We start from the raw sequence: 16,426 nt of genomic DNA, 5'->3' as shown, positions 1-16,426 counted from the left end.
AGTCATCATAATAAACTGAACTGAATGGTATAGTTCAGTTTCAAAACTCTCAATCAAAGGTGAAGCGATGGACATGCGTTTGAAATTTCTATCTGAAAATATGAGGGCAATTGATTTTGGCATGCTCTCGACCCGCACAGAAGGCGGTGCCTTCGCCAGCCGGCCCATGAGCAACAACGGCGAGGTCGATTATGACGGGGACAGCTATTTCTTCACCTACGACCAGGCCCGTACCGTGGCTGACATCGAGGGCGACGAATCGGTTGGCCTGACCTTCACCGGTGCCCCGGGACCCCACGGGCAACCACCGCTGTTCATCGCGGTGCAAGGCAATGCAGAACTGATTCGCGACAAAGCCATGTTCGCAGCGCACTGGACGGCCGGGCTCGATCATTGGTTCGAGCAAGGCGTCGACACGCCGGGATTGGTCATGATACGCGTTCGCGCCGCACGAATCCACTACTGGAATGGCGCCGATCAGGGCGAGATCGTTCTGTAAAACCCGAACACGCACGGGTCACGCCGGCCCCTGCCCCATCACCGACTTGACAGGCCCGCCATGCACACTGCAATCGACGCATTTCCCATCCATATCCCGGAAGCCGACCTGACCGACCTCGCCGACCGCCTGGCGCGCACGCGCTGGCCCGATGCCGAGACCGTGAACGACACCTCGCAAGGCCCGCAACTGGCCCGCATCCGCGCACTGGTAGAACGGTGGCAGAACGGCTACGACTGGCGCAGCACCGAAGCCGCGCTCAACGAATGGGGCAGCAGCCGCACGGTCATCGATGGACTGGGCATTCACTTCCTGCATATCCGCTCACCGGAACCGAACGCGACGCCACTGCTGCTGACGCATGGCTGGCCGGGCTCCGTGCTCGAATTTCGCGAGCTGATCGGTCCGCTGACGCAGCCACAGGCGCATGGCGGCCTGGCATCCGATGCCTTCCACCTGGTGATTCCGGCCCTGCCCGGCTTTGGCTTTTCCGACAAGCCCACCGAACCGGGCTGGGGCGTGGGCCGCACGGCGCAGGCGTTTGCAGAACTGATGCGCCGCCTTGGCTATGGCGAGCGCTGGGTAGCGCAAGGCGGCGACTGGGGCGCGGCCGTCACGAGCGCCATGGCGCACATGCGCGTGCCGGGCCTGGCAGGCATCCACCTGAACATGGTGATGTTCCATCCGACCGAACAGGAAATCGCCGACGCGACGCCAGAAGAGCAGAGAATGCTCGACGATGCCGCGCGCTACGAGAAAGAATATTCGGGCTATATGAAGCTGCAGTGCACGCGTCCGCAATCGGTCGCGTTCGCGCTGGCAGACTCGCCGGTGGGCCTGGCCAGCTGGCTGTACGCGTTGTTCCAGGACGTGTCCGATACCGACGGCCAACCAGAGCGCACGATCGCGCCGGACCGCCTGATCGACGACGTGATGATGTATTGGCTGACCAATACCGGACCGAGCTCGGCACGTTTTTACTGGGAAGGCGCGCGCGAGATGGCCAAAGGCATGTCCACCACCCCGCTGCCCCTGCCCGCCGGGATCAGCATGTTTCCAGGCGAGCAGATGCGGCTGTCACAGCGCTGGGCCGCAGCACGCTTTGCCGATCTGCGCTTCTTTGGCGAAGCCGAGCGCGGCGGCCATTTCGCGGCGATGGAAAACCCGGCCACTCTCGTCGAACATCTGCGCGCGACGTTCCGCACGATGCGCTGAGCCGTCAGCCCTGCTTGCGGAATACGCCATCGGCAAACACCTGCGCATGAAACCGTTCGCCGATCAGCCGGTGCGTGGCGGCGTCCGGATGCAGCGCATCGGGCAGCGGCAGGTGCGCGTTGTCGTCGGCGCCATACAGCGCGCTGCCATCGAGGTAATGGATGTGTGCATCGGTGCCGGCACGTTGCGCGACGATCCTCTGCAACTGCTCGCGAATCACGCCCAGCGTCAGCTTGCCCTGGCGCCGCTCGGCGTCGTTGCCCATCGCCCGGAACAGCAGCCTGCCCTGTTCCATGGCCTTGCCATCGAACATGGTCGGCCCCGGCGTCGTTTCGTGGATCGGACACCAGGTCGGCGATATCACCAGCAGCGGCGTGGAACGGTGCCGTCCTTCGCGGATCGTGTCGAGAAACCCGTGCACGGCCGGCCCGAATGCGCGCACGCGCATCAGGTCGGTGTTGACGAGATTGATGCCGAGCTTCAGGCTGATCAGGTCCGCCGGCAGGTCGCGGATCGTGCGCGCCGTGAACGGGTCGAGCAAGGCATTGCCGCCGAAGCCAAGATTGAACAGGTCGACACCGGCCAGACCGGCCGCCACCGCAGGCCAGATGCCGGTCGGGTGGGTCGCATTCGAGCCCTGGCTGATCGAACTGCCGTGATGAAGCCAGCGGCGCTGGCCGCCTGTCAAAAGGGCCGACACCGGCGCATCCGCGCGCAAGCTCACCAGCTCGGTCGTCTCGTCATGCGGCAACCAGAGTTCGACGGTCTTGTCGCCCGCCGGCAGGTCGGCAAAGCGCAGCCAGTGCGGTTCGCCCGGATGCACCCTGGTGGCACCGCTGATCATGTCGATGTCGAGGCGTTTGCCGCCGGGCGCACTCGCTTGCTGGAGCAGCTTCCCATCGACCACCAGATCAAAGATACCGTCGGGCCGTGGCGCCATCTTGCCGTAGCGGCGCTTGGTTGGCAGCACCAGCACCTCGACGACACGGGCCGTCGTCCGGAACGCCAGCCGCACGCCGGATGGCTGTGCAGCGGCAAGCGCCAGTTGCACATCCGGACACTGCGCGAGCGCCCACGCCGGCAAACGCTGCGGCAACAGGCCGGCATCGGTGCGCTCGAGCTCGACCGCGCCATGGATCAGGTCTGCGGGAATGGGCGAGAACGTGTACATCGACGTACCCGGCATCAGACACCTGCCGCTTCGCGGGTCAGCACCGTCAAGCCCTCCACCAGGCGATCGAGTTCTTCCACCGTGGTGGTCAGCGCCACCGTGGCGCGCACGAGGCTGGCGTCGCCCACCGGCCGCTCCACCGTGAAGACGCCGAAGCGCTCCAGCAGCGCCGCCTGCACGTCACGCGCGCGCATGCCGTTGATCGTGAACGCCGCCAGCGCCGTGTCGCCCACCAGCGGGCTCATCAACTGCAGGCCCGGCAGGTCGGCCACGCGCTGCACCCAGTAATTTCTCAGCCACGCCAGCCGCGCGCCTTTGGCTGCCGAACCGCCCAGCTGCGCATGCACGTCGAGCGCCACCGGCGCAGCCATGATCGCGCTCATCGGCGGCATCCCGGCATGCAGGCGCCCCCGGATATCGTTCGCCGGATAATCGCGGTCGCCGAAATGCGGCTCGATCCGGTCCAGACGTGAAGACCGGATGTACGCAAAGCCGAGCCCCGGCGGCGCGCCGATCCACTTGTGCAGATTGAAGCCGGCGAAGTCGATGCCCATCGCCTGCACGTCGACGGGCAGCTGGCCCAGCGCATGCGCGCTGTCGACCAGCACGTCGACGCCGCGCGCCCGCGCCAGTGCAGCGATCTCGCGTACCGGGACCGACTGGCCATTGGCCGGGAACACCTGCGAGAGCAAAAGCAGTTTCAGGCCCGGCGTATCGCGGATCGCCGTCGCATACTGTTCCAACAGTGCGTCGCCGGACAACGGCAGCGTCAATTGCAGTTCGGTCGGCACCACGCCGCGCCGCCCTTCCAGCCACGCCATCGCATAGCGCATCGCCGGATAATCGAGGTTGCTCCACAGGACGCCGTCGCCCGGTGCCAGCCGGTGGTACTGGCCGATCAGCACCTGCATCGATTCACTCGCGCTGCGCGTGAGCAGGATCTCGTGCGGTTCGGCGTTGATCAGTTTGGCCAAACGCGCGCACAGTTCCGCACCATGCTGGACAGCGAGTTCACTGCGCAGGAACGGGCTCAGATGACGATTCAGATAGTCGACCGATTCGACCAGCGCCGCCTGCACCGGCTGCGCCATCGCGCCAAAGTAGCCATGCTCGAGATTGACGATGCCGTCGGGCGCTGGCGGATACAGGCCGGCCAGTGCCGGCATCCCAAGGAGCTTGGCCATGCCGGTCAGCCCCGGATCCGCGCCACTAATTTCGTGGTCGAGCGGTCATGCTCGAAGTCGATCGCCACCGCGCGCCCGCCATAGGCCAACACGGCCTGCCCTTCGGGAATCTGGTCCATCACGTAGTCGCCGCCCTTGGCATAGATGTCGGGCCGGCCTTCCTGGACGACTTCGAGCGCCGTCTGTTCGTCGAACTCGACCACCAGGCTGACCGATTCCAGCGAGGCCAGCACCGCCATGCGATCGGCCAGCGTGTTGTGCGGGCGGTCGTCGCCCTTGCCCAGCCGCTTGACGGACGCATCGGTGTTGACCGCCACCACAAGCGAAGCGCCCAGGTCGCGCGCCTGCGCCAGATAGGTCACGTGGCCGCGGTGCAGGATGTCGAATACGCCGTTGGTCAGCACCACCGGCTTTGGCAGTGCGGCGATCCGCGCAGCCAGGTCGGCGCGCGTGCAGAGCTTGTTTTCAAATGAAGGCATAGATAAATAAAGAGCAAGTCAATACTTGGGAGGTTCGTCGTCAGGCTCTTCATCGAGCGCCATCGACAATTCGGATGGCCGCGCCGCGCCGGCCGGCAGCCCCGGCTCCTTGCGCTCGCCCGACAGCTTGACCTGCAGGCGCAGGCCGTTGGCCGAGTCGGCATTGCGGATCGCTTCGTCGTAGCTGATGAAGCCCTTGTTGTACAGCTCGAACAAGGCCTGGTCGAACGTGCACATGCCCAGCTCGCGCGACTTGTGCATGATCTCCTTGATGCTCTGGAAGTTCCCTTTCAGGATCATCTCGGCAATCGTCGGCGTGTTGAGCAGGATTTCGATGGCGGCCTTGCGGCCCTTGCCGTCCTCGGTACGCACCAGGCGCTGCGAGACAATCGCGCGCAGGTTCGACGACAGGTCCATCAGCAGCTGGTTGCGCCGTTCTTCGGGGAAGAAGTTGATGATCCGGTCCATCGTCTGGTTGGCATTGTTCGCGTGCAGCGTGCCCAGGCACAGGTGGCCCGTTTCGGCGAACGCGATCGCGTGCTCCATCGTTTCGGTGTCGCGGATCTCGCCGATCAGGATCACGTCCGGCGCCTGGCGCAGCGTGTTCTTCAGCGCGTTGTGCCACGACAGCGTATCGACGCCCACTTCGCGGTGCGTGATCAGGCAGTTCTTGTTCTTGTGGACGTATTCGACCGGGTCTTCCACCGTGATGATGTGACCGGCCGAATTGTTGTTGCGGTAGTCGATCATCGCCGCCAGCGTCGTCGACTTGCCCGACCCCGTGCCGCCCACGACCAGCACCAGGCCGCGCTTGGTCATCACGACATCCTTGAGCACCTCGGGCAGGTCGAGCTTTTCGAAGTTGGGGATCTCGGACGAGATGGTCCGCACCACCATGCCGACGCTTTGCTGCTGCACGTAGACGTTCACGCGGAAGCGGCAGACATTGGGCAGCGAGATCGCGAAATTGCACTCCATCTCTGTTTCGAACTCGGCGCGCTGGCGCTCGTTCATCAGCGAGATCGCGAGTGCGCGCGTGACTTCGCCGCTCAGGCGCTGCTGGCTCAGGGCTTTCATGGCGCCCTGGTATTTCATGCTCGGCGGGAAATCAGCCGAGATGAAGAGGTCGGAACCGCCCTGGTGATGCATCACCGTGAGCAGTTTATGGATATAGACCTGGGCTTCCGCCGGGCCAAACGTGGTGGACATGCGGGCCTTTCAGAAAAGATGCATAGGCGGAGCCTATCAAGAGATTATATCGACTATCATTCTTGCTACACCATTATTTCATGGCGCGCACCCGGCTGCCCCGCGGCACCGGCAACGAGCCTAGTCGAGACACCCAACATGACCCTGACCGAGTTGAAATACATTGTCGCCGTCGCCCGCGCCAAGCACTTCGGGCATGCGGCCGAAGCCTGTTTTGTCGCCCAGCCCACGCTGTCGGTCGCCATCAAGAAGCTGGAAGACGAACTGGGCGTGCTGCTGTTCGAACGCGGTGGCTCGGAAGTGTCCGTCACGCCGCTGGGCGCGCAGATCGTCGCGCAGGCCGAGCGCGTGCTGGAGCAGACCGCAGCCATCAAGGAACTGGCCAAGCAGAACAAGGACCCGCTGGCCGGCCCGCTGCGCCTGGGCGTGATCTACACGATCGGCCCCTACCTGCTGCCGCCACTGGTCAAAAATCTGATCGACACGGTGCCGCAGATGCCGCTGGTGCTGCAAGAGAATTTCACGCACAAGCTGCTGGAATTGCTGCGCCAGGGCGAGCTCGATGCCGCCATCATGGCGCTGCCGCTGCCCGACCACGGGATGGCAGTGCAGCCGCTGTACGACGAGCCGTTCATCGTGGCGATGCCCAAACACCATCCGTGGGCCAAGCGCACGGCCATTTCGGCCGAAGACCTGAAAAGCGAAACGATGCTGCTGCTGGGCGCGGGGCACTGCTTCCGCGACCAGGTGCTCGAAGTGTGTCCGGAAATGGCACGCTTTTCGGCGCCGGGCGGTGGTACGGGCATGCAGCGCACGTTCGAAGGCTCGTCGCTGGAAACGATCCGCCACATGGTCGCCAGCGGCATCGGCCTGACGGTGCTGCCGCGCGCGTCGGTGACCGACCTGAGCGAATCGAACGGCTTGCTGGCGTATGTGCCGTTCACCAAGCCCACGCCGTCGCGCCGGGTGGTGATTGCCTGGCGCAAGAGCTTCACCCGCCGCGCCGCCATCGATGCGGTGATGCGGGCGGTGAGTGAATGTCATCTGGCTGGTGTGGAAATGATCACGTACGAGGCGGCGGCGTAGTACCGGTCCAGACGGCTGGCGGTGCGGGAGCGACAGCGACGGCGTCGGCCGGCTTGTCCGTCTCGCTGGCGTCGCCAGCGGCCGCCGGCCCGCCCCTGACCGCGTCAAGCTGCGACGGCGAGAACACGATGGTCTGGGTCGGGAACGCCAGGCTGATGTCAGCTGCTTCCAGCCTCTCGAAGATCGTCAGCAGCAGCTTTTCGCGAATGATCACCTGCGTGTCGAACTCGTGCACGTCGATGTGGGAAAACACCTCGATGTTGAAGGCGCGCTCGCTAATGCTGCCCAGGCGCGCGCGGTGCCCTTCTGCCATGTTCTTTTCTTCGGCCAGGACTTGCTGGACGATGGTAATCGCTTCCTTCAGCTTGGCCGACGAATTGCCATAAGCGATCGCGATCACGGGATTGAACAGGAACCGGTCGCGCGCGGCATAGTTTTCGATCTGGCGCGCCGACAGGTCGCCATTCGGGATCGTCACCACCGTGCGCTCGTTGGTGCGGATGCGGGTCGAGCGGATGCCGACGTCTTCCACAGTGCCCACCACGTCGCCGACCTTGATGAAGTCGCCCACCTGCATCGGGCGGTCGGCAATCACGGTCACGCTGCCGACCAGGTTTTCAACGGTCTTCTGGGCGCCCAGCGCCAGCGCGATACCACCGATACCCAGCGCCGCGATCCCCGTCGTGACGTCGATGCCGAAGGTGCTCAGGATCGCAATGCACGAAAACGCCAGCAGGATGACCTTGGCGGCGCGGCGCGCCAGCGTGATGACCGAAATGACCTGACGCCGCTGGCTGCGCTGCATGCGGGCAATCGCCAGCTCCGAAATCGCATCGACCAGCCGCAGGCCGAACCAGACAAAGGCAATGACGGAGACGATGCCGGTGTAGCGCAGCAAGGTCTGGCGCGCCACGATCGACACCGGCACCTGCTCGGCCCAGTTGTAGAAGACCCCGACAGCGATCAACAGGCTCACCGGCGGCAGGGCCGCCTCGAAGAACCGGTACAGACCATTGGCTTCCGGGTCGGGCACGAGTTTGCGCATGCAGAACACGATCAGCGCCGACACCATCCACAAGCCGCCGAACACCAGCACGCCAATCCCCAGCAGCAGCGCCCAATCCTTCAGCGGTGCGCCGGCGACGACGACCTCGTCGGCCGCAGGTTCGGTGACCACGGGCGCGCGCTTGGTGGCTGCCGCGATCTGGGCCAGCGTTTCGCGCGAAACGCGCCACACCTGATGCTCGCCGTCCTGCCCTTTCGTGAGCAGCACCGGGATTTTTTTGTCCTGGATGGCGATCTCGCCGACGCGCTCCTGCTCGACCGGCAGGTCGTCACTCACCTTGCCATTGGGATCGTTGGAGAGCGTGATGAAGGTGTCGAGCGTGCCGCCATCGTCCAGCACCGCATGGAACGCGCGCGCCTGCTCCACCGCGTTGGTGCGCTGGCGCGAGCTGGTCGCGGGCGGCAGATCGAAGTACAGCGCGGTGCGATCGTAGTCGGACTCGCCAAGGGCGCCAAGCAGGCCGGAGACCATGGAGCGCGGCGTCTCGCGCTTGAGCGGATCGGGAACAGCGGGTTCAGCGGCGGCAGTTGCCTCGGCGTCCTGGCCGGCGGCAAACGCCGGCGGTTGGGTAAGCCCCAGCAGCAAGGCCAGGGACAGCGAGACCAGTAATCTCATGGAAAATATTCTATTCAAAACGACTCCTTGCACGTGTGTGATCGCATGGCGCATGGCGCCAGCCGGGCGGGAGTGACGGTGCGGTCACCGCGCCTTCCGGCGAGATGGCATGCCTGCGGATGCGCAGCGATGGGCACGCCGTGGCGGGGCAAACACGCTGGCCCGGACCTGCGATGCGATCGGTCTGATGCCCGGACAGTGGCGCCCGGGAACCAAAGTCTAGCATCCTGACGGTGTCGCACCCGCACTATTGCTGGCAGCTCAAGGGTGTCGCAGGCGATTGGCGGGGTGCGCGGCAGCCGGTGCCAGAGAACGATATCGGTGGCTAATCCGGATTCTTAACGCTGATGCCATTCAGGAACAAGTCCACCATGTGGCCGATACGCGATGCGGTTGAACGGTCCGCGTCGATCGCGATCGAAATGGCAGTGACCACATAAATCAAATCCTCGTAAGTGACATCGCTGCGGATGGCGCCCGCTTCTTGTCCGCGCTGAAGCAACCGGTGTCCTTCTGCCGTGATCGCATTGCATCCTGGCGTCCCGCATTGGATCACCGTTCCGATCGACGCAGCAAGGCTCTGATAAATGCTGGTGTTACTGGCAAGCTCTTCAAGATAAGCGCGTACCGCGTCGCCTGGTGTGAGGTCCGCGTCGCGCGCAAGGCTGGTCTGGGCCAGCGACAGGAAACGCTCGTTGCTGGTAGCGGCCAGCAGCGCCTCACGCGTGGGAAAGCGACGATACAGCGTTCCGATCCCGACGCCTGCGCGCTTGGCCACTTCTTCCAGTGGCACATTCGCGCCTTTTTCCAGGAATAGCGCCTCGGCGGCAGCGAGAATCAGTTCGCGGTTTTTTTGCGCATCAGCCCTGAGCACAGGTTCATCAATCACTATTTCGTTCTTTCGCTTGTTAAGTGGAGGAACCCTCCGTATTATAAGTGGGGCGATCCTCCACTTTTAGAAAAGGGTACCAGAAAATGACGAAGCGTTTTGAAAACAAGGTTGTGGTAATTACGGGCGGAAGCGACGGCATTGGTCTCGCAACGGCGAAACTGTTCGCCATCGAAGGTGCGCACGTGTACATCACAGGGCGCCGACAAGCATTGCTGGACGATGCCGTGAACGAGATCGGCCACGGGGCGGTCGGCGTGCAAGGCGACGTCACCAACGCTGCCGACATGACCCGGCTGTACGAACGGATTCAACGCGACCATCAACGGGTCGATGTCGTGTTTGCCAATGCGGGTATGTACGAGGTCAAACCACTCGATGCGATCGACGATGCCCATTTCGATTCGATCTTCGACATCAATGTGAAAGGTGTGGTGTTGACTGTGCAGAAGGCACTGCCTTTGATGACGGCTGGAAGTACTGTCGTCCTCAATGGTTCCATCGCTGGCAGTAAAGGCTTGCCAGGTCAATCTCTGTATAACGCGAGCAAGGCGGCGGTGCGCTCCTTTGCCCGAAGCTGGACGAATGACCTCAAGCAGCAGGGTATCCGCGTGAATGTGGTCTCGCCCGGAGGCACGGAAACCCGCCTGATACGCAGCTACCTCGACGCGCAGCCGGCTGTTGAAGATGCGCTGAATAAAAGCGTTCCGCTTGGGCGGCTGGCGGAACCGAACGAAGTCGCACGGGCAGTGCTTTTCCTGGCATCCAGCGACAGCAGCTTTGTCGCTGGACATGAACTCTTCGTCGATGGCGGTGTCGCGGCGGTTTAGGCGAAGAGCAAGCGATCTGCGACGGCGAATCGACGGCTTGTCTGAAAGATGCTATTTTCACCGATAATTTATTTTCGGTAACAACCATGCTGACAACACCGGGCACGCGTCCGAGCCTTTTCACCACACCCACCTTCTGGCTCATCCTGCTGAACATTGGCGCCTGGGTGTATCTGGGCATGAACGGCGTCGACTGGATGTCGCCCAGCCCGGCCGACCTCACTGCCTGGGGCGGCAACCTTGGCCCGTACACCCTCACCGGCGACTGGACCCGGCTCGTGACATCGATGTTCCTGCACGGCGGCGCGCTGCACCTGGGCCTGAACATGTTCATGCTGTCGCAGATCGGGCCGTTGTCCGAGGCGGTCTGGGGCCGGACCCGCTTCACACTGCTCTATCTGTTGTCCGGCCTGTTCGGCGGGCTGGCCAGCGCCTGGTGGTATGCGAGCGTGGCCGTGCGCAATACGGGCTACGACCTGGTGCCGTCGGCGATGGGCTTCACGCCACACTTCGCGACCACGGTCAGCATCGGCGCATCCGGCGCGCTGCTCGGCGCGTCCGGCGCCCTGCTCGTGCATGCGCTGTGCGCAGGCAACGCGGCAAAAATCGAATTGAAAGTGATCTTCCAGGTGGTGGCGTTGAATATCGGCATGGGCTTCTTGATGACCGGCACCGATAACGCGGCCCACGTCGGTGGCGCGCTGGCCGGGATCGCCATCGGCGCCATGCTGATGCTGCCGGGGCGCGTGTTGCGGATCGGCCCTGCGGTCCAGTCGGCGGTCGTATTCGCCGTGAGCCTGGGCGTGCTGGTGACGCTGGTCAGGCAGCCGCCGTCCGACCAGGTCAGCCGGATCGCGCAGATCCTGCGCGCATCGGAGGTGCTCGCCGCGCAGCGCGACGCGGCGCGGGCCGTGAACCCGGAACGCTAGCGCGCGCTCGACAACAAGCCGGCTGGCGCCGGCTTGTTTTCAAGCGAATCCCGATCAGCCCTGACGGCGACGCGCCACCATCAAACCACCCAGCAGCAACGGCAGCATCAGCGCAATCGTCGACGGTTCCGGCACTTCGGCCACGATCGAGAACGTGTCGCCGGCACGCATGCCGCTGGTATCCAGCAGCCAGTCGCTGCGGCCATCGACGAGCGTCGGGTTCCCGAACTGGAACTCGGCCGGTTCGCCATTGGCAAACGTGATCGCCGCGTTGTAGAACGCGCTGTTCACGCTGAGGTCTTGCGAGAATGCAGACACGGTGCCCGGCGCCGCGAAACGGATGCCCTGCAGGCCAAAGTTAAACTGCGGGAACGACATGCCGCTCAGGTTGAACACCATTGCGCTCAGGCTCAGCGGGCCGCCGATATCGGCTTCCTGCAGCACGAAGTTGAGCGTCGTGCCGGTGAAATTGCCCAGTTCCAGGTCGAACGACACGGCGCCAGCGGCGCTGTAGTCGGTCACGGCATTGCCGGCCGCACTGTCCGAGCTCACCAGCAGCGCCGCGTGGCTCGACGTCGAGAACGCCAGCGCAACCAGGCCGGCAGTAATGAATTTGTTGATGGTCATGGTGAATATCCTTGAATGAATGCAGTGAGAATTACAGCGGACCCTTGGCCCACGGACCCGAGATCGCGAACGTGATGCCCGGCGTCTGGATATTGACGAACAGGTAGCGGCCGGTCGGATCGAAGCAGGCGCCGGCAAATTCATTGCCGCGGCCATCGCCGGCCAGCGCCGTTGACTTGCCGGCGGCGGTCAGCTCGGCCGTCGTCAGGTTCACGTTGTTCTTGGCGAAGATGTAGGCGTCACCGGTGCCCGTCAGGCCCATCAGGCGCTGGCCGAAACCGAAGGTATCGGTGATCGGGCTGGACGAGTCTTCGCAGATCAGCAGGCCATCGCGCGGGCTGACGGCCAGGTTGTCGCCCATATTGCCGATCAGCGGGCTCGGGCTTGAGTAGATGCACTTGAGCGTCTGGCTGGCCAGGTCCAGTTCCCAGATCGCGCCACGGTTGACCGGGCCACCCGACGTGTCCATCACGTACAGCTTGCCCTTGGTGTAGAAGATGCCTTCGCCGCGGTTCATGCGCAGCGCGCCCTTGGCCCAGCCCTGGTTGAACGGACCGGCGGCATTGCTGATCGCCTGACCATTCAGGCCCACGCTGTTGCCGCGGTTGGCGTCCGGGTTCGGGATCGACACCCATTCCAGTTCGTACGTCAGGTCGACCGACGCGGTGGCCAGGTTGACGTTGTTGACGCCCTTGACCTTGGCCATCTCGAGCACGCCGCCGCGCGCCAGCGAACCGGCCGCGCCGGTTTTGATGTCCGGCACGTAGCGGTAGAAGCCCGACTTGCCCGACGAATCCTCGGTCAGGTAGACATTGGAGTTGGTCGGGTCGACCGCGGCGGCTTCGTGCGAAAAGCGGCCCATGTTCACGATCGGCTGGCCGGTCGTCTGGCGCGGATCGACCGTCACTTCGAACACATAGCCATGCTTCTTGCCGCCGGCGGTGATCGCGTCGGAACCGACTTCTTCGCAGGTCAGCCACGTGCCCCATGGCGTGACGCCGCCGGCGCAGTTCTGCTGGGTGCCACCCAGGCTTGGCGTCATGCTGACCCAGTCGCCGTCGCGGAACACCAGGTTGGTGGTGCCGCCGCACGAGCGGTTGGTCGTGGTGGTGTTGATCGTGCCACCGTCGTAAAAGCTGTAGGCGTTGATGAAGTTGCCAGCTGCACTGCTGGTGATTTCATGATTGCGCACCAACACTTGCTCGGTGCTGCGGCCGACCTTGCGGGTGGCGATCACGCCCATGCCGTCGTGGCCCGCCGGGCATGGCCGGCCATCGGCCATCATGTCGCCGCGCCAGCCATAGCTCTTGTACGTGAAGCCGGGCGGCAGTTGCAGCAGCGGCAGGCCGGTGCTCAGGTCATTGGCTGGCGCGATCGGGCCGTACGGGCTGTCGATGAGGGCAGTGACGCCATTGGCGGCGGCTGCTTCACGCGCGTGCAGCGCGGCGAAAGCGCCGACGAATGGCAGCGCGCTGGCGCCGGCGATGCCCTTGAGCAGATTGCGGCGCGACGGCGACGTGTCGTGGTTGTTCATGTGTGCTTCTCCATTGATTGGACGTGCGAGCCGGTGGACCGGCATCTCGAATGTTGGCAGCGCCTGAGCGGCGGCCCGCCTGTCCTTACCACCCCGGCTTGGACCGATGCATTAAAGCAAACGATCATGTCAAGTTAATGACAACAAAAAGACAATTTTTTGCCTTACACCGTTGGTCGTGACACATGCCTGTCATGCACACTGCATGCGGCCTGCTGGGGCACGGGTGCGCCGCGCAGCGTCCCCAAACCGGCTAGAATTGCTGTCTTCCGATCAATATTTTTTGCGACAAAAAAGCGAACACATGAACAAGCTGGCGCTCTACTTTCGCCTGATCCGGGCCGACAAGCCGATCGGCATCCTGTTGCTGTTGTGGCCTACCCTGTGGGCGCTGTGGATGGCCTCCGGCGGCGTGCCCGCGCTCGATGTGCTGGCGATCTTCGTGATCGGCACGGCGCTGATGCGCTCCGCCGGCTGCGCCATCAATGACTACGCCGACCGCGACTTCGACCGCCACGTCAAGCGCACGGTCGACCGGCCCCTCACGAGCGGCAAGATCCGGGGCCGGGAAGCGGTGATGGTCGCGGCCGTGTTAGCGATCGCGTCGTTCCTGTTGATCCTGCCGCTCAATGCGCTGACCAAGCAGTTGTCGGTGGTGGCCGTGGTGGTGGCCGGCACCTACCCGTACTTCAAGCGCTTCTTCGCCATTCCGCAGGCTTACCTGGGCATCGCGTTCGGCTTCGGCATCCCGATGGCATTTGCCGCCGTGCAGGGTGCGGTACCTGGCGTGGCCTGGTGGCTGCTGGTGGCGAACGTGTTCTGGGCCGTGGCCTACGACACCGCGTATGCGATGGTCGACCGCGACGACGACATCAAGCTGGGCATGCGCACGTCGGCCATCACGTTCGGGCGCTTCGACGTGGCCGCGATCATGCTGTGCTACGGCGCGTCGCTGGCGATCTTTTTGCTGTGCGGCTGGTCGATTGGGCTGCGCTGGTGGTTCGTGGCCGGGGTGGCCGTGGCGGGCGCGCTCGCGCTATATCACTACACACTGATCCGCCACCGCGACCGGATGAACTGCTTCAAGGCCTTCCGCCATAACAACTGGCTGGGGGCTGCATTGTTCATTGGTGTCGCACTAGATTATGCATTAGGTTAATATTGTCCGAAATGCATTCATCGCTGCTGCGGCAGTGTGATCGACCACCACATCAAGAGGCCTCATATGATCGAAAAAATCCCGACCCAGACCAATACCCGCGACCAGCTGGTCAACGACCTGAAAAGCGTCATCGGCGACGCGGAATCGTGGCTGCGCAACGGCAGCCAGCTGACCGGCGAAGAACTCAAGTCGGCCAAGGCCAAGTTCGAGCAGACGCTGGCCTCGGCCAAGGTCGGCCTGATCAACGCCGAAGAAACCGTGGTCGAGCGCACCAAGGTCGCCGCCAAGGCCACCGACGAATACGTCAAGGACAACCCATGGAAGTCGGTTGGCCTGGGCGCTGCCATCGGTGTCGTCATCGGCATGCTGATCGTCCGTAAATAAGATGACGATCCCCGCGACCATTTCGCGCATCGGAGCCACGCTGCTTGCCATGCTGCGCACGCGGCTGGAACTGGCCGCGCTCGAACTGCAGGAAGAAACGCAACGCGTGTTCGGCTATGTAGCCTGGGGCATCGCTGCTGCCTTCTTCGGCGTGGTCGCGGTGCTGCTGCTGATTCTGTTCGTGCTGGTCCTGTTCTGGGATACGCACCGCCTGCTCGCCGTTGGCGGCATGACGCTGCTGTTCGCGCTGGGAAGTGTGCTGGCGTTCTTCAAGGTCCGTGGAGACCTGACGACCCGTGGGCCGATCATGGCGGCCACGCTGGCCGAACTGCGCAAGGATGCGCAAGCTGTCAAAGGAGAGCCGATCGATGACGTCAAAATCTGAACCACTGGCGGTGCGCCGCCGCCTGCTGGCTGCGCAATGCGCCGAACAGCGCGCCCAGATGTCGGCCGACGTGACGCTGCTGCGCACGCCGTCGGCGATGGGCGGCACCACGGGGTATGTGGTGCAGCACAAGAAAGCCATCCTGACCGCCGCCGGCGTCGGGGTGGGTATCCTGCTGACCAAGCCGACCTGGGTGGTCGGCGCGATCACGGCAGCCTTGTCGGCCTACAAGCTGGCGCAGAAGGTGCTGCCGGTGCTGGGGTGGCGGAAGTTCGAGGTGCATTGAATCCCGCACTCCTGCATGACACGAAGGGGCGTCCGCATTCGCGGCGCCCCTTTTTTCATGCGCTCAGTCCTGACCCAGCTCGTCCCCGAGCGCCTTGCCACGCGCCGCTGCGGCCTGCATCGCTGCGACGATCGCGCCTTTCACGCCAGCCGCTTCCATGCTCTCGATTGCCGCGTGCGTCGTGCCGCCCTTTGACGTCACGCGCGCGCGCAATACATCGACTGCTTCATCGGACTGCGCCGCCAGTTGCGCCGCGCCCGTGAACGTGGCCAGCGCCAGTTCCCTGCCCTGCTCCGCGTTCAGGCCCATGGCGCGGGCGGCTTCCTGCATCGCTTCGAGGAAGTAAAACACGTAGGCCGGTCCGCTGCCCGACACCGCCGTTACCGCATCGATCTGCGCTTCGTCGTCCAGCCACACGGTCTTGCCGACCGCGCGCATGACAGCGTCGGCCTGCTCGCGCTGCGCGGCGTTCACGCCCGCCTGCGCGGCCATGCCCGTCACGCCCATGCCGATCAGCGCCGGTGTATTCGGCATCGTGCGCACGATGGCGTCGTAGCCACCGAGCCAGCGCGCCAGGTCGCTGCTGCGGATGCCCGCCGCGATCGACAGCACCAGCTGGCGCGTCAGGTGCGGCGCCAGTGCTGTGGCCACGTCGCGCATCTGCTGCGGCTTCACGGCCAGCACCACGACTTCAGCATGCTGCACACGCTCGTCGATGTCCGTCGCGGTGCGCACGCCATACTCGCGCGCCAGGCGCTCCAGTGCTTCGGGATTGCGGTCCACCACATGGATCTGGGCGCCGGAACCCGCGACCTTCACGAGCCCGGAAATCAGGGCTGCGGCCATATTGCCGCCGCCGATAAAGACGATGTTCAT

18 protein-coding genes are annotated in these 16,426 nt (G+C 64.0%); 9 read left to right on the top strand and 9 right to left on the bottom strand.

What is annotated here, in order from left to right; genetic code table 11:
• Positions 1 to 67: 67 nt before the first annotated feature.
• The gene (locus AC56LH_RS00900) at positions 68 to 499 is read left to right on the top strand and encodes a pyridoxamine 5'-phosphate oxidase family protein (protein ID WP_499643224.1); all 432 of its coding nucleotides are present in this window, start codon (positions 68 to 70) and stop codon (positions 497 to 499) included.
• Positions 500 to 559: 60 nt separating this feature from the next.
• A complete protein-coding gene (locus tag AC56LH_RS00895; RefSeq protein ID WP_499643222.1) occupies positions 560 to 1,714 on the top strand; it encodes an epoxide hydrolase family protein in 1,155 nt (384 codons plus the stop codon).
• A gap of 4 nt (positions 1,715 to 1,718) precedes the next feature.
• Here AC56LH_RS00895 and AC56LH_RS00890 read toward each other — a convergent pair whose 3' ends face one another.
• Genes AC56LH_RS00890 through AC56LH_RS00875 form a run of 4 tightly spaced genes read right to left on the bottom strand, consistent with a single transcriptional unit; the run spans position 1,719 to position 5,757 of the window.
• Positions 1,719 to 2,900, bottom strand: coding sequence for an SGNH/GDSL hydrolase family protein (locus AC56LH_RS00890; RefSeq protein ID WP_499643220.1), 1,182 nt, complete (start codon positions 2,898 to 2,900; stop codon positions 1,719 to 1,721).
• A complete protein-coding gene (locus AC56LH_RS00885; RefSeq protein WP_499643218.1) occupies positions 2,900 to 4,069 on the bottom strand; it encodes an aminotransferase class V-fold PLP-dependent enzyme in 1,170 nt (389 codons plus the stop codon). Before AC56LH_RS00885 ends, AC56LH_RS00890 begins: the two co-directional genes overlap by 1 nt.
• A gap of 5 nt (positions 4,070 to 4,074) precedes the next feature.
• Positions 4,075 to 4,548, bottom strand: coding sequence for a D-glycero-beta-D-manno-heptose 1-phosphate adenylyltransferase (gene rfaE2 / locus AC56LH_RS00880; protein ID WP_499643216.1), 474 nt, complete (start codon positions 4,546 to 4,548; stop codon positions 4,075 to 4,077).
• An 18-nt stretch (positions 4,549 to 4,566) separates the two neighbouring features.
• The gene (locus AC56LH_RS00875) at positions 4,567 to 5,757 is read right to left on the bottom strand and encodes a PilT/PilU family type 4a pilus ATPase (RefSeq protein ID WP_499643214.1); all 1,191 of its coding nucleotides are present in this window, start codon (positions 5,755 to 5,757) and stop codon (positions 4,567 to 4,569) included.
• A 138-nt stretch (positions 5,758 to 5,895) separates the two neighbouring features.
• On the opposite strand from AC56LH_RS00875, the gene AC56LH_RS00870 reads away from it, so the two are divergent.
• On the top strand, positions 5,896 to 6,843 hold the full coding sequence (locus AC56LH_RS00870; protein ID WP_499581901.1) for a LysR substrate-binding domain-containing protein: 948 nt from the start codon (positions 5,896 to 5,898) through the stop codon (positions 6,841 to 6,843).
• Here AC56LH_RS00870 and AC56LH_RS00865 read toward each other — a convergent pair.
• Both AC56LH_RS00865 and AC56LH_RS00860 read right to left on the bottom strand, forming a co-directional pair.
• Entirely contained in the window at positions 6,821 to 8,524 is a 1,704-nt protein-coding gene (locus AC56LH_RS00865) for a mechanosensitive ion channel family protein (protein WP_499643212.1), read from the bottom strand. The genes AC56LH_RS00870 and AC56LH_RS00865 overlap by 23 nt on opposite strands.
• A gap of 325 nt (positions 8,525 to 8,849) precedes the next feature.
• Positions 8,850 to 9,413: a TetR/AcrR family transcriptional regulator gene (locus AC56LH_RS00860; RefSeq protein WP_499643210.1), complete on the bottom strand. Its 564-nt coding sequence runs from the start codon at positions 9,411 to 9,413 to the stop codon at positions 8,850 to 8,852.
• Positions 9,414 to 9,499: 86 nt separating this feature from the next.
• On the opposite strand from AC56LH_RS00860, the gene AC56LH_RS00855 reads away from it, so the two are divergent.
• Together AC56LH_RS00855 and AC56LH_RS00850 are read left to right on the top strand one after the other, a co-directional pair.
• Positions 9,500 to 10,243 (top strand): SDR family NAD(P)-dependent oxidoreductase, encoded by a 744-nt coding sequence (locus AC56LH_RS00855; RefSeq protein WP_499643208.1) that lies wholly within the window; start codon positions 9,500 to 9,502, stop codon positions 10,241 to 10,243.
• Positions 10,244 to 10,329: 86 nt separating this feature from the next.
• Complete coding sequence (locus AC56LH_RS00850; RefSeq protein ID WP_499643206.1) at positions 10,330 to 11,172, top strand: rhomboid family intramembrane serine protease; 843 nt, start codon at positions 10,330 to 10,332, stop codon at positions 11,170 to 11,172.
• A gap of 54 nt (positions 11,173 to 11,226) precedes the next feature.
• Here AC56LH_RS00850 and AC56LH_RS00845 read toward each other — a convergent pair whose 3' ends face one another.
• Positions 11,227 to 11,799: a PEP-CTERM sorting domain-containing protein gene (locus AC56LH_RS00845; RefSeq protein WP_499643204.1), complete on the bottom strand. Its 573-nt coding sequence runs from the start codon at positions 11,797 to 11,799 to the stop codon at positions 11,227 to 11,229.
• 31 nt (positions 11,800 to 11,830) lie between these two features.
• Entirely contained in the window at positions 11,831 to 13,333 is a 1,503-nt protein-coding gene (locus AC56LH_RS00840) for a PhoX family protein (protein WP_499643202.1), read from the bottom strand.
• 304 nt (positions 13,334 to 13,637) lie between these two features.
• Here AC56LH_RS00840 and ubiA point away from each other — a divergent pair, with 304 nt between their 5' ends.
• The 4 genes from ubiA (at position 13,638) to AC56LH_RS00820 (ending at position 15,550) form a co-directional block, all read left to right on the top strand.
• Complete coding sequence (ubiA, locus tag AC56LH_RS00835) at positions 13,638 to 14,492, top strand: 4-hydroxybenzoate octaprenyltransferase (RefSeq protein ID WP_499643200.1); 855 nt, start codon at positions 13,638 to 13,640, stop codon at positions 14,490 to 14,492.
• 66 nt (positions 14,493 to 14,558) lie between these two features.
• On the top strand, positions 14,559 to 14,879 hold the full coding sequence (locus tag AC56LH_RS00830; RefSeq protein WP_332532988.1) for an ElaB/YgaM/YqjD family protein: 321 nt from the start codon (positions 14,559 to 14,561) through the stop codon (positions 14,877 to 14,879).
• Between the two features lies 1 nt (position 14,880).
• Positions 14,881 to 15,264: a phage holin family protein gene (locus AC56LH_RS00825; protein ID WP_482897411.1), complete on the top strand. Its 384-nt coding sequence runs from the start codon at positions 14,881 to 14,883 to the stop codon at positions 15,262 to 15,264.
• Positions 15,248 to 15,550, top strand: a complete 303-nt coding sequence (locus AC56LH_RS00820; protein ID WP_183556973.1) for a hypothetical protein — start codon at positions 15,248 to 15,250, stop codon at positions 15,548 to 15,550. Before AC56LH_RS00825 ends, AC56LH_RS00820 begins: the two co-directional genes overlap by 17 nt.
• Positions 15,551 to 15,613: 63 nt before the next feature.
• On the opposite strand, the gene proC is transcribed toward AC56LH_RS00820, so the two are convergent.
• The gene (gene proC / locus AC56LH_RS00815) at positions 15,614 to 16,426 is read right to left on the bottom strand and encodes a pyrroline-5-carboxylate reductase (protein WP_499643197.1); all 813 of its coding nucleotides are present in this window, start codon (positions 16,424 to 16,426) and stop codon (positions 15,614 to 15,616) included.

Source organism: Telluria sp. LT1R51-2, assembly GCF_059685775.1.
The sequence above is the reverse complement of the archived record's forward strand: the minus strand, read 5'-3'. Positions and strand labels throughout refer to the sequence as shown.